This is a genomic window from Carboxydocella sp. ULO1 (assembly GCF_002049255.1).
In the GTDB taxonomy this organism is placed as follows: Bacteria; Bacillota.
This window is the reverse complement of record NZ_BDLQ01000007.1, coordinates 172,435-184,682: the sequence shown is the minus strand read 5'-3', so window position 1 is coordinate 184,682 and position 12,248 is coordinate 172,435. Positions and strand designations below refer to the sequence as shown.

Sequence of the window (12,248 nt, the reverse complement as noted above, 5' to 3'; positions counted from 1 at the left end):
TCTCTGGCATTCCTGATCAGCTCCCCGAAACCCTGCCGGACTTTGCTGCTTCTCCAATGGATAATAGTTCCATACCTTTAATGTAGCAAAACAGTTAAATACAATCAATTATAGTCTAGTTTTCTGAAGCTGCTGCTTACCTCCAGTTTTCATACATTCCTAGTTTGAAAAAGGGCAGGCCAAAATATACGCCAAAGCAAAAAGGACCCCGGCCTAAATCCGGAGTCCTCTTTGTAGCTATACCCCCTGGCTACTGGTATTGGTTGTGTTGTTAGTATTATTGGAATTGTTACCTGTACCAGGGTTGATACCATTCCAGCCCCCACCTGGTCCAAAACCGGGTCCAAAACCACCTCTGCCAAAGCCGCCCCGTTTACAAGGGCCGCCGCCAAAACCGCCGGGCCCTGGCAAAATCCCGTTCTCTTCTCTAAATTTCTGCATCTGGTCCATCCGTTCCTTAATCAGTTTGCCCTGATCTTCTGTCAATTGACCCGCTTCCACATACTTGTCGACAATCTTTTTACGCAGCTCAATTATTTGTTTTTCAAGACTCAGGATTTCCTTCTTCTGGGCATCGGTCAATGTCTTCTGGGCCGTAGTGGTCAAGGCCGCAAAAGCGGGGACAGCCATTGCCAGCATCAGGACCACAGCCAGTCCGATGAAAATTTTGCGTCTCATCCTCCATTCACCTCCTTGTCCTTGATTTCAAGTTTAGTATATCCGTTCAAGATGGCAGGATTAGGGCAAATGTGTGACATTTTTGTGAAAACTAGCTGACCATTTTTGTGGCTGCTAGCGGTACACGCCGGAACAATACGGTCAAAGTCTGCCCCCGGCAAATTACCGCAACCCTGCTAAAACCGGCTGGGATGACCCTTGCCTCTATTTCTTCCTCAGTCAAAGTATTACGCCCTGACCCGGGTCTCCTGTAAGCTACATCCAGCAAAAACAGTCCTCCAGGCCGCAGATTGCGCCAGACATTAGAAAGCAGCCGCTGTTTTTCCCTTTCATCCTCAATGATATTGAAGACAAAATTGCACGTCACCAGGTCCAGACATAGAGATGTGTCTTCCAGCTCATCTACTGCCAGTATTCCTTTCACCCCACTGGTACGAGCCTGCCCTGCCACTTTCTCCAGCTGTGCAGGCAAATCGGTAATGTAGACAGTATAGCCCCGGTTCAACAGATACCTGGTATTGCGCAGGGTGCCTGCGCCATAATCCAGCACCCTTCTTACTTTTTCCCGTTGAAAAAGGGGTTCCAGCAATAACAAACTTTTTACAGCAGCCATATCCATCACTCCATAATTTGATATTGATTTTCATTTTCATTTTAGTAAGACCCTTTGTTTTTGTCAATAAAAAAACGAGGGGTCTCCCCCTCATTTTTCCCATTACTCTTCCCGGTATTCATCCAGATTATCCAGAAAAGAGTTGAGTGCACCATCATTTTTGAATTCCAGCACTCGCCGTAAATCCTCTTTTTCAGCCTCAGTTAATTGCTGCCATTGTTTGACTTTATACAAGCGGCTGCGCAATTCTGCGGGCAATTGCTCCACAGGAATGGCTTCCCGCTGCAGCAAAAGACCCCCTCCACCCAGGGGCCCATGGTAGATAGCCAGAAAACCCTGCTCGACACCCAGATGGCGGTATTCCCGGTGGACGGGACAAAAATCATCCACCCTTTTGCGCAAGATCAGCAGGGTACTGGCCGGGAATTCTACCTCCCAGCCTTCCTGGGCGGAAAACTGTTTTTTTATCCTGTCCTCAGTCAAGCCTTTGATGGCCGGCCAGGGCCCCGTCACCGTTTGTTCCTTCTCCCCGCATAAGAAGATTTTCTCCTGGCGGATCTGGGTCTGGTCTGTCACCTTTTTAGGTTCAAGAATAGGCGCCGGTGTGGGCTTGGTAGCCGGCACCAGGGCCCGATAGCCATAATACAGGACAGCTCCTGTACCCAGTCCCAGAGAGAGCATCCCCACCAGCCAGAGAGTCACTACATATTTACGCATAAAAATACCTCCTTTGGGTACGATTATTCCCCAAAGGAGGCAGCTTTAAACCAGTTCAGGCCATTTCTGCCAGATCGATATCAAAGTTGGCGTAAACATCCTGCACATCATCATGATCTTCCAGGGCTTCCATTAGCTTGAGCATTTTCGCCGCTTCATCACCGGTCAGGGCCACGGTAGTCTTGGGCAGCATGGTGACCTGAGCCATAGCAATAGGATAGCCGGCTGCTTCCAGTGCCTCTTTCACCTGGTCAAAATCATCGGGCTGAGTGATAATTTCCATGCTTTCCTCATCACTTTTTACATCCTCTGCCCCGGCTTCAATAGCGGTCAACATGACCTCATCCTCATCAGCCTTTAATTCTTCTTTGTCGATAACGAGCAGACCTCTGGGGTCAAAGAGCCAGGCCACACAGCCTGTTTCCCCCAGACTGCCGCCATTGCGGGAAAAGATATGTCTGATTTCAGAAGCAGTCCGGTTACGATTATCGGTCATGATATTCATCAGCACAGCTACTCCGCCTGGACCATAGCCTTCATAGACCAGTTCCTCGTAGTTGGTATTGTTACCCGCCCCGGAAGCCCTTTCAATCACCCGCTGGATATTGTCATTGGGAATATTATTTTCACGGGCTTTCTGGATGACGGCTTTCAGCCTGGGATTGGCTTCCGGATCCGGTCCCCCGGCCTTGACCGCTACCATGATTTCCCGGGAAATTTTGGTGAAAATCTTGGCCCGTACGGCATCCTGCTTGGCCTTACGGTGTTTGATATTGGCCCATTTACTGTGACCTGCCATCAGATACCTCTCCTTTATGTCTTTTATCCTGTCTTATTTTAGCATAAGCCCCTTGTTATTGAAAAGGAGAAAGTACAGGAAAAAATCACAGTACAAGCAGGATTTTGCTGAAAATTATGGAATTTAGAAAGAAAGGGTCAGATTCGAGGCAAAAGCCCGGGAGGGAAAAAAAGTGAAACAAATCATCGAAACCATTGGTTCTGACTATCCCATGGGAGTGTTACAGGGCAGGATGGCCAAACAGCAAATTGCGGAAATGTGGCAAAAAGTCCAGGATTCCACCCTCCTGGCCCACAACCGGCCACCTTTAATGCCCAAACCCCTGCACCTTTTGCATTGTCAAAAAAAAGCCGATACTTTTTTGAAAAACTACCTGCAAAGAGCATTGCCGGAGGAATGTGAACGAATTCACGGTCTCGCCCAGGGAGCTGCTCTTCCCGAGGAAGCCCTTTTATTTATGCAAGTGCTGGAAATGGAACTGGTACCAAAAGCCGACACCTATACCCTCACGGCCGGTTTGGGCTTTGTAGCCGGTCCCCAGGCTACTATTCAGGAAGAAGTACTTATTTGCTCAATCTGGGACTTCGCCCTGCCTGTCGAAGACCAGTTGCTGGTGCGTAAAAGCTGGCCCCGGCAGGGTAACAGTTCCCTGGATGTAACCCTGGCCCACCTGGCCGGTTGCCTGGGAGGGGTAAATCAGCACGGCCTGGCTGTAGCCCTCTTCCCGGCTTATGCCGCTGACAGCCTTTCCTTGAAGGCTGTTCCCCTTAACCTGCTGGTCCAAAAAGTACTGGCCAGCACCGCTACTGCCGAGGAAGGGGCTGCTTTGCTGGAAAAATACCATCGGGACATTGGAGCCACCGTATGTCTGGCCGACAGCTCTGGCAAAATAATATTATTGGAGTTGAGCCGAACTGACCAGGCCCGGCGTCAGGCCGAAACGGGGATGAACTGGATTACTACCCGGTTTACTTCCCAGTTGCCCCAGGTTACAGAAGAATACTTCAGCAAAAAAGCTCATCCTTCCTTCCAGGGTCTGCCTATTCATCAACCTGCTCAGGAGCGGGCACGGCAGTTACAGGAAAAAATCCAGCAGGTTGGCTTGCTGGAGCCGGAAAATATCTTGCCTTTACTCAGAGACCATGGTCAGGGTCAGGGCGAAAACAGCCTTTGTCGCCACGGTAAAATGCTTACCACCCAGCTGGCTTTTATCCTGCAACCGCGCCTCAAACGCCTCTGGGTCTACCTGGGTTCACCCTGTCTCAATCAATGGCAAAAATGGGGGCTGTAATCAGTGCAAACCGGAATCTGGCTTTATCGTCTCTATGATGTAGCAGAAGAAATCGATCTGAACCGGGTGGAACAGCTGCTATCTGTCACCTTACCTACCGTGCGGCTGCGGCTGGCCAAAATCCGGGCCAAATCCATGCAACTGGCCAACCCGCCGGTAGCGGTGGAATTACTGGAGGAAAGCCTTTATCTGGGCCCCTGGCAGGTAAATGTCCAGTGGTCAGCTAAAATTTTCGATCTGGGAGTAGTTTCTCTGGTTATGCGGATCCTGATGCCAGGGGAAGTGGACCTCTCCCTCTGGACGGAAATGGCCAACTTCCTGTATAACAGCGAAGAAGTGGAAATGCATTTTGAACGGCAGCTGGCCACTGTGATACACTCCCTGGCTCCGGCTTTGCATAAACCCGCTGCCAGCCACAATATGATGGAGGATTTTACCGTCTACTACTTTCGGCGCTGGAATCGGGACTGGGACCCCGTGCCCTTGCTGCTGGCCGAAACAGAGAAGGTCAGCAATCAGGTGCGCCGGGATACCATGCAGCATAGTTTCAGTTACGGCCCGGATGATCTGACCATCATCACCTGGGACTCCGCCCTGGTTTATGATGCCGGTGGCAGTACAGATATTCCCGATCTACTGGAACTTGGTCTGGCGCAGCTGCTGGAATTACGCTACTATGACGATCTCTTGAGCCGGGAGCTGGCTCAGGCCTATCAGGACATCGAATGGGCTGAACGCCGGCTGGGCCGGCTCAGCCAGTACCGGCGGATAATGAAACGTTTAATGGAACTGGTCGTGGATATCACGGAAATCATTGACCGTATCCAGAATTCCTTGAAGGTAACAGAAGACATTTTTTATGCTCGCGTCTATAGTGCCGCCCTCAGCATTTTTCGCACCAGGGTCTGGGTGGAAAGTATCGAACGGAAAACCAATTTGTTGCGCGAAACCTATTCCATGCTCAGTGAAGAAATTGTTACCCGCCGTTCCATGACCCTGGAGGTAGCGATTGTCTTGTTGTTTATCCTGGAAATTATCATGGGCCTGTTCGGTCATTTCTAGAACTAAAATCCCCATAAAATTGCGGTACAGGACCCACCACCATCAGATTGGTCAGCAGCACCTCAGTGTGTACAGGTACAGTCCGATCTGTAAAGGGCGGCACCACGATTTGCAGCTGGGTCTCCACCATCAAGCTGATTACGTGCCGGGTCTGGTTGATCCCGGCTGTTTTTACTTCATTTTTTATCTCCGTTTTAACTGCACCTGTGGGCCAAACTTCCACTTTAATCCCTGGCCCCCAGGCCGCCAGCCAGGTGATACGGGTAATCGTCCCCAGCGGAACGGTTACCTTTTTTATTTTCAATTCCTCCAGGCGTCGGTTTACTGTTAATGCTACCCGGCTCTGCAGCTTGTCGAGAGCTACCACATCCGGTTCCATCAGCACTGGCCGCCCTTCCCCATCTTTATATACCTTAACCAGGTTGCCCTGGCCGAAACGTTCCATCTCTTCCAGAACAGAGCGATGCACAATTTCCGTGGCCAGGCGCTTGACCTGGGCCTCTGCTTCAGCCCGCAAGGGAGCAGCAATGAGGAGATCCAGCAGATAAAAGCCGCTAATGAGGATTGCGACCAGGAATAGAACCAGCGCCAGCCACGGTCTCCGCCGGCGTGGGCCAAAACCCTGCAGTGATGGACGGCGTCCCATAAAAAAATTCACCTCCACCCTAATCTATGTGGAGGTGAACCAATAGGTGAAAGCCCTAGGCTAAAATCACTCTGGCGAATTTCCTTTTGCCTACCTGCAAAATCAGGCCATCCTGAACGTTAATGCGCATAAGGGGATCAGTTACTTTTTCTTCATTGACCTTGACTCCCCCCTGGGCAATCAACCGGCGGGCTTCACTGTTGGACGCAGCCAGGCCACTCAGTTGTAACAGTTTGGAAAGACCAATGGTGCCACCTTCCAGCTCATTGGCCGGCAGCTGATAGACGGGAATTTCCTCCGGCAAGTGGCGCTGCTGGAATACCCGGACAAAGTGTTCTTCCGCCTGCCTGGCTGCCTCCGGCCCATGGTACATGCTGACAATTTCCCGGGCCAGCCGCATTTTCACGTCCCGTGGATGCAATTTTCCCTCTGCCAGGCCTGCTTTGATCTGAGCCAGCTCCTCCAGGGATACCCGGGTTACCAGCTCAAAATAACGCAGCATCAATTCATCGGGAATAGACATGGTTTTGCCGTACATTTCCTCAGGGGCCTCATTGATACCGATATAGTTGCCCAGGGATTTGCTCATCTTGTTGACGCCATCCAAACCTTCCAGAATCGGCATCATAAGAGCGATTTGCGGCTCCTGGCCAAATTCTTTCTGTAAATGGCGGCCCATCAGAAGGTTAAACTTCTGGTCAGTACCCCCTAATTCCACATCCGCTTCTAACGCCACAGAATCATAACCCTGCATGAGAGGATAGAAAAACTCATGGATGCTGATAGGTGCCCCTTCTTTGAAGCGCTTGCTGAAATCTTCCCGCTCCAGCATGCGGGCCACAGTATATTTGGCCGCTAATTGAATAACATCTGTAAAGGTAAGGGGAGCCAGCCACTGGCTGTTAAATACAACCCTGGTCCTGGCCCGGTCCAGGATTTTAAAAATCTGCTCTTGATAGGTACGGGCATTGGCCTGCACCTCTTCTTCAGTCAGCTGTTTCCTGGTTTCCGATTTGCCAGTAGGGTCACCAATGCGGCCGGTAAAGTCCCCGATAATTATAATCACTTCATGCCCCAGGTCCTGAAAGGTTCGGAGCTTATTGAGCACTACCGTATGTCCCAGATGGATATCCGGTGCCGTGGGATCCAGGCCCAGTTTTACCCGCAGGGGTTTACCGGTAGCAATAGCTTTTTTTAACTTCTCTACCAGTTCGTTTTCCGGTACAATTTCCGCTACGCCACGGCGGATTTCCGCCAGCTGGCGTTCTAAATCTGCCAACACTTCCCTCACCATCCCGCAAGCATTTATATTTATGTATTATAACAAAGGAAATCCTGGTTGGCAAATACCATACCCTTAACGGAACGGATATGGTATAATACCACTATGTCGGATTATTTTTTACAAAAGGAGAGGAGAAGCTGTGGGCAAAAAACTTTTGCTCTTGTTAGCCCTGCTGGTCATGGGTGTAGGACTGGGCGCAGGCATCTATGCCGCCATGGCTATTGCCGATGCTCCTGCCTGGGACCCCAGTAAATTGGCTGTCAGTGAAACCTCGATCATTTATGACAGCAAGGGTAATATTATCGCGAAAGTACATGGTGGTGAAAACCGAACAGTAGTATCCATAAAAGACATCCCCCCCCATGTTATCAATGCCTTCCTGGCTGTAGAGGATGCCAACTTTTACGAACATTCCGGTATTGATTATAAGGCAGTGGTGCGGGCAGTGATTGCCAATATAACTGATGGTTTTGGCTCCCAGGGTTTTTCCACTATAACCCAGCAGTTAGTCAAACAGTCTTTTCTTTCTCCGGAAAAAACCATCAAGCGCAAATTGCAGGAAATTTATCTGGCCCGTCAGGTAGAAAAATACTATACCAAAGATCAAATTCTGGAAATGTATCTTAACCGCATTTTCTTTGGCCACAATGCCTATGGAATACAGGCTGCGGCCCAGACCTATTTTGGCAAGGATGTCAAGGATCTGACTATCTCTGAAGCAGCCATGCTGGCCGGGATTCCCCAGGCTCCCAGCCGTTTAAGCCCGTTCCGCAATCCGGAACTGGCCAAAAAACGCCGGGCCCATGTGCTGGAGAACATGGTCCGCTTCGGCTTTATCACCCCGGAACAGGCTGAACAGGCCAATGCTGATAACTTTGAATCTTTAAATCGGGATGGAAGGAATCAGGGAAGCAATGCTACCTACCAGCACCAGTATTATGTAGAATATGTCCTCGACCAGCTGGAGGATATTTTTGGACCGGAAAAGGTCTTTGCTGGCGGTTTGCAGGTCTACACCGCCCTTGACCCGGAAATCCAGACGGAAGCGGAAAAAGTGATGAATGATCCCAAAAACTTCCCAAAAGGAAAAGCCAATGAGCAGGGAATAATTCAGCCCCAGGGCGCAGTGGTAATTCTGGAACCTGGCACCGGCCAAATCAAGGCCCTGGTGGGTGGGCGCGGCCAAACTGAAGGCCGGCGCGTCCTTAACCGGGCCACCCAGTCCCACCGGCAACCGGGTTCAGCCTTTAAACCCATCATCGCTTATGGCCCGGCTCTGGAAGCAGGAATGAGCCCGGCCACAGTGGTGGATGATGCCCCTGTCTCCTATGGAAAATACAGCCCCAAAAACTATGATGGCTCCTATGGAGGCCTGACTAGCTTACGCTCCGCTCTGACCCGGTCTGTTAACGTGGTAGCGGTTAAGTTACTGGATGAAGTAGGTATCAAGAAAGCGATGAAAATCGCCCGCAACCTGGGTATTTCTACCGAATCCCTGGACCCGGTGGCTGATAACGGCCTCAGCATCGCTTTAGGTGGTCTTTCCCGGGGTGTCACCCCTCTGGAAATGGCTGGCGCCTATGCCGCTTTTGCCAACAAAGGTATCTATGTTGAACCAACTGCCATTCTTAAAGTCACTGACAAAACCGGTAAGGTTATCTGGGAAAGTGCCCCCTTAAAGCGCAAAGCCCTGAAATCTTCGACTGCTTTCATGCTCACTGACATGTTACAATCAGTGGTTAAATATGGTACTGGTACCAGGGCGCAATTGCCCGGCTGGCCCGTTGCCGGTAAAACCGGCACTACCAATGATGCCAAGGATATCTGGTTTGCTGGTTATACTCCCAAACTGGTAGGCGTGGTGTGGATTGGCTATGACCAGCCCAAACCCATGCCCCGGGAATTTGGCGGTCGTTATCCCGCTTTGATCTGGAAGAAAATCATGATCAAAGCCCATGAAGGCCTGGAACCGGTCAATTTCGAAAAACCTGACAGCGTGGTTCAGGCTACCGTCTGCAAAATTTCCGGCAAAAAGCCTTCGGAAATCTGTCCCAAAGAGGATCTGGTAACAGAGTATTTCGCTGAAGGAACTGTCCCGGAGGAAATCTGCGACTTGCATATCGAGGTTAAGGTCTCAGCGGCCAGCAATCTCCTGCCTAGCCCTTACTGTCCCGACGTCGTGACCAAAGTTTTTATCAAACGCAGTGCCAGCAAGGTGCCTATGCCCAATATGGCTCCTACAGAAGTATGTACTCTGCATAACCCTGGAAATAGTGAAACAGTTGCCATCTGTACCGACCCCAGCCATAATGGCAAGGAAGTGCTGGCCAATGTGCCCGGTCCAGGAGAAAGCGGCGGCTGCCCACCGGAACTGGTAGTGAAGAAAACCTATGTTAAAGGACAGGCGCCCAAAGAGAAATGCCAGATTCCAGAACATCAGGTAACGGTAAGCCAGCCTGCTCCTCCAGATAATACTACCAGTCCAGAACCCCCTACTTCACCGGAAGTTCCGGCTCCCACTCCGCAATAGAGAAAAACCCCAAACCCCGAAACGGGGCTGGGGTTTTTCTATTCTGTTTTAAACTGGCTGATCTGCTGTTTCAGCTCTTCTGCCACCTGCAGTAATTCTTCGGCCGAAGCAGCTACCAGCTGGGTAGCTGCCCGCATCTGCTCCATCTCCCGATCCAGTTCTATACTATGACCGCTGCTCTCTCCTGCCAGACGGGCGATTTCTTCCATCGCCTGTCGGCTTTGGTCACCAATCTGGACAATTTCCCGGCTGGCCAGTTCATTGCGCTGGGCAATGTTCGTCATGTTCTGCATCGCCCCAACTACTTCATTGGTACTGGCGGTAACCTCTTCAATGATAGCGGAAATACTGCTAATCTGTTCGGCCACTTCTTCTACCGCCTGGTCGATGGCGGTCAAAACCTGTCCGGCTCCTTCTGCCAGCTCTACCCCTTTACTAACCTGAGACAAGCCATTTTCCATCGCTGCAATGGCTTCATTTACACCAGCCTGAATCCGGGAAACCAGCTGATTGATTTCCTTGGTTGCTCTGGAAGACCTTTCGGCCAGTTTCCGTACCTCATCGGCCACAACCGCAAAGCCTTTGCCCTGTTCCCCGGCCCGGGCCGCTTCAATAGCCGCATTCAATGCCAGCAAGTTGGTCTGTTCAGCTATATCGTCAATCATCTGCACAATAGTACTGATTTGTTCCGATTGTTCCCCCAGGGAATGGATGGTGCGTGCCGTAGCCGTTACTGCCTCCTGAATCGCCTCCATTCCAGTAATGGTGGTTTGTACTGCCCTGGCTCCCTCCTGGGCCGCCTCCCTGGCCTTTATACTTTCCGCATTGACTTTTTCTGCCGCTCGCGCAGCCTTCTCCATGCCTTCTGCCACATTGCGCAAAAGCAGTCCATCAGCCTCCACCTGGCGTAACTGATTCTGAGAGCCAGCAGAAACTTCCTCCACTGTTTGCGCCAGTTGAACCAGTAATTGTAAACTGGCGGTGGTTTGCTGTTGTTGCTGCTGAATCGCCTGTTTTAGTTTTTCTGTCCGTTCTTTCACTTTTGCAATTGATTGGGAGTTATCTTCAACAACATTGACCAGTAATTGGCTCTGCTGATTTACCTGTTCCCCGCCAGCATATATCTGTCTTAACATTTCCTGCAACTGGGCCAGCATGCTATTAATATAACCCGCAAGAATCCCAAGCTCATCCTGGCGCTCAATTTTAAGGCGCCTGGTTAAATCCCCCCGCCCCTGAGCCAGCTCAGCAACTGCTGCCAGAATAGCATCCAGAGGCCGTTTCAGAATCAAATTGGTAGTCACCCAGACCGCACATAAGATGAGGGCAATCATCAGCAACATCAGCAGAGTTACATTATTGCGGACCGCAGCAATTTTCTCCTCTGCCCGGGCCACCGAGACCCCGACCCGAAAAGCTCCCCATTTCTGGCCATCTACATAAATGGGATAACTGAAATCCCAGATCACTTCCCCTGTATCCCGGTGATAAACTTGTTTCAGGGCTTTTTCGGTCTGAGCTGCCGCCAGGCCTACCGGGTCATTGAAAATCCTTTTGGCCCGCTGCTGATATTTGCTGTTATGGGTCGGAGCATAACCCCGGTCATCCACAGCCAGGGCATAGACTATATCTTCATCAGTCAAAAAGGCATCAAAAACCTTTTGCCAGTGTTGTTCGGCATAGTCATCATAGACGGTATGGAATTTCTTGACCCCGTTTTCTTCCGCAAACTGCCGGTACTGGCGCTGAAAAAGTTGTTCCCGCTGGATAATACCTGTTTGCAAATCCGAACTGATAATGCTTTCAATGGTCCGGGCACCGGCCAGAGCCAGCCCCATCCCCTTCTCAGTCAGATTCGCTTCTACCCTTGTTCGCTCCGAGTAAACGCGATAGACACCATAACTGGCTGTCAGTACCGCTAACACCAGAAACAAGGATAAAATCAACTTGAATCTGAGACCGCGCTGTACCACTATACCACCCCTTCTCACCTTCTCTGTTTTATAACAGTTTTCGACATGAATTTATAAAATCCTATCAGAGGTTTTTAAAATAACAAAAAATAAAGGGCAGCAGTAAAAACTGCGCCCTTAACGGTCAAAAAAGGGATTTTTGCTGCTGACTGAAAGGGGTATACCGTAGATGATTTTGACATCCTCTCCCAGCAGTTTTAGATTAACTGCCGCTTTTCCTACGGAAAACCAAACCCGGTGGTCAACATGATGCAAACCGGCAACCTGCGCTGCAGAAGCAATGGCTATGCTCAAATCGGTGATATTAAAGGCACAGATGCCATCAGCAGCTGCATTGGCCTGGCAATTAGCAAAACCACAATAGCCACAGGGGGTCAAGCCCAAACGTTCTGAGCGGCTACCCACCAGAAACACCGCTGCCGTCCGGTCCAGGTTACCGGCATCGCGGGCAAAAAAGGCAGCCGGGCTTCCTGTTTCTTCAGCAATGCGCCGCATTTCGCTCTGTAAACGCTGCAGATCTTCTCCGGGAAAAACCGCCGCAGTCACCAGGGTATCCCGCCCCCGGCCTTTGGGGGCCGTACGAGCGGCAATGGCCATCAGCCGCAAAACTTCCAGAATTCCTTCCTGTTCCAGTATTTTACCTTCAACTACCAT

Annotated in this window: 11 protein-coding genes; 3 read left to right on the top strand and 8 right to left on the bottom strand. The window is 50.6% G+C overall.

From position 1 onward, the window contains the following. Positions 1 to 237 precede the first annotated feature (237 nt). The 4 genes from ULO1_RS01750 to ULO1_RS01735 all read right to left on the bottom strand — a co-directional run bounded on the left by ULO1_RS01750 (position 238) and on the right by ULO1_RS01735 (position 2,807). A complete protein-coding gene (locus ULO1_RS01750) occupies positions 238 to 678 on the bottom strand; it encodes a YckD family protein (RefSeq protein ID WP_079932862.1) in 441 nt (146 codons plus the stop codon). 91 nt (positions 679 to 769) lie between these two features. Beyond that, positions 770 to 1,291, bottom strand: coding sequence for a class I SAM-dependent methyltransferase (locus ULO1_RS01745; protein ID WP_159446589.1), 522 nt, complete (start codon positions 1,289 to 1,291; stop codon positions 770 to 772). A gap of 102 nt (positions 1,292 to 1,393) precedes the next feature. Beyond that, positions 1,394 to 2,008, bottom strand: coding sequence for a hypothetical protein (locus ULO1_RS01740; protein ID WP_079907022.1), 615 nt, complete (start codon positions 2,006 to 2,008; stop codon positions 1,394 to 1,396). A gap of 55 nt (positions 2,009 to 2,063) precedes the next feature. Next, positions 2,064 to 2,807 carry a YebC/PmpR family DNA-binding transcriptional regulator gene (locus tag ULO1_RS01735; RefSeq protein ID WP_079932861.1) on the bottom strand — a complete coding sequence of 248 codons (744 nt, stop codon included), beginning with the start codon at positions 2,805 to 2,807 and terminating at the stop codon, positions 2,064 to 2,066. Positions 2,808 to 2,979: 172 nt separating this feature from the next. Between ULO1_RS01735 and ULO1_RS01730 the strand changes: the two genes are divergently transcribed. After that, positions 2,980 to 4,098, top strand: coding sequence for a carcinine hydrolase/isopenicillin-N N-acyltransferase family protein (locus ULO1_RS01730; RefSeq protein WP_079932860.1), 1,119 nt, complete (start codon positions 2,980 to 2,982; stop codon positions 4,096 to 4,098). A 3-nt stretch (positions 4,099 to 4,101) separates the two neighbouring features. Continuing rightward, positions 4,102 to 5,160, top strand: coding sequence for a hypothetical protein (locus ULO1_RS01725; protein WP_079907019.1), 1,059 nt, complete (start codon positions 4,102 to 4,104; stop codon positions 5,158 to 5,160). Here the strand turns inward: ULO1_RS01725 and yunB are convergent. Both yunB and tyrS read right to left on the bottom strand, forming a co-directional pair. Continuing rightward, positions 5,135 to 5,806: a sporulation protein YunB gene (gene yunB, locus ULO1_RS01720; RefSeq protein WP_079907017.1), complete on the bottom strand. Its 672-nt coding sequence runs from the start codon at positions 5,804 to 5,806 to the stop codon at positions 5,135 to 5,137. The genes ULO1_RS01725 and yunB overlap by 26 nt on opposite strands. A 55-nt stretch (positions 5,807 to 5,861) precedes the next feature. Beyond that, entirely contained in the window at positions 5,862 to 7,100 is a 1,239-nt protein-coding gene (gene tyrS / locus ULO1_RS01715; RefSeq protein ID WP_375804196.1) for a tyrosine--tRNA ligase, read from the bottom strand. Between the two features lie 130 nt (positions 7,101 to 7,230). On the opposite strand from tyrS, the gene ULO1_RS01710 reads away from it, so the two are divergent. After that, entirely contained in the window at positions 7,231 to 9,621 is a 2,391-nt protein-coding gene (locus ULO1_RS01710) for a transglycosylase domain-containing protein (protein ID WP_079932859.1), read from the top strand. Positions 9,622 to 9,659: 38 nt separating this feature from the next. Here ULO1_RS01710 and ULO1_RS01705 read toward each other — a convergent pair whose 3' ends face one another. Both ULO1_RS01705 and ULO1_RS01700 read right to left on the bottom strand, forming a co-directional pair. Next, complete coding sequence (locus tag ULO1_RS01705) at positions 9,660 to 11,594, bottom strand: methyl-accepting chemotaxis protein (protein ID WP_079932858.1); 1,935 nt, start codon at positions 11,592 to 11,594, stop codon at positions 9,660 to 9,662. Between the two features lie 117 nt (positions 11,595 to 11,711). Next, positions 11,712 to 12,248: a ferredoxin domain-containing protein gene (locus ULO1_RS01700; RefSeq protein ID WP_078666423.1), complete on the bottom strand. Its 537-nt coding sequence runs from the start codon at positions 12,246 to 12,248 to the stop codon at positions 11,712 to 11,714.

Bases quoted from the DNA above. Each gene is read 5' to 3' on its own strand.
- ULO1_RS01745 (WP_159446589.1), bottom strand. From the start codon at position 1,291: ATGGCTGCTGTAAAAAGTTTGTTATTGCTGGAACCCCTTTTTCAACGG.
- ULO1_RS01735 (WP_079932861.1), bottom strand. From the start codon at position 2,807: ATGGCAGGTCACAGTAAATGGGCCAATATCAAACACCGTAAGGCCAAG.
- yunB (WP_079907017.1), bottom strand. From the start codon at position 5,806: ATGGGACGCCGTCCATCACTGCAGGGTTTTGGCCCACGCCGGCGGAGA.
- ULO1_RS01700 (WP_078666423.1), bottom strand. From the start codon at position 12,248: ATGGTAGTTGAAGGTAAAATACTGGAACAGGAAGGAATTCTGGAAGTT.
- ULO1_RS01750 (WP_079932862.1), bottom strand. From the start codon at position 678: ATGAGACGCAAAATTTTCATCGGACTGGCTGTGGTCCTGATGCTGGCA.
- tyrS (WP_375804196.1), bottom strand. From the start codon at position 7,100: ATGGTGAGGGAAGTGTTGGCAGATTTAGAACGCCAGCTGGCGGAAATC.
- ULO1_RS01740 (WP_079907022.1), bottom strand. From the start codon at position 2,008: ATGCGTAAATATGTAGTGACTCTCTGGCTGGTGGGGATGCTCTCTCTG.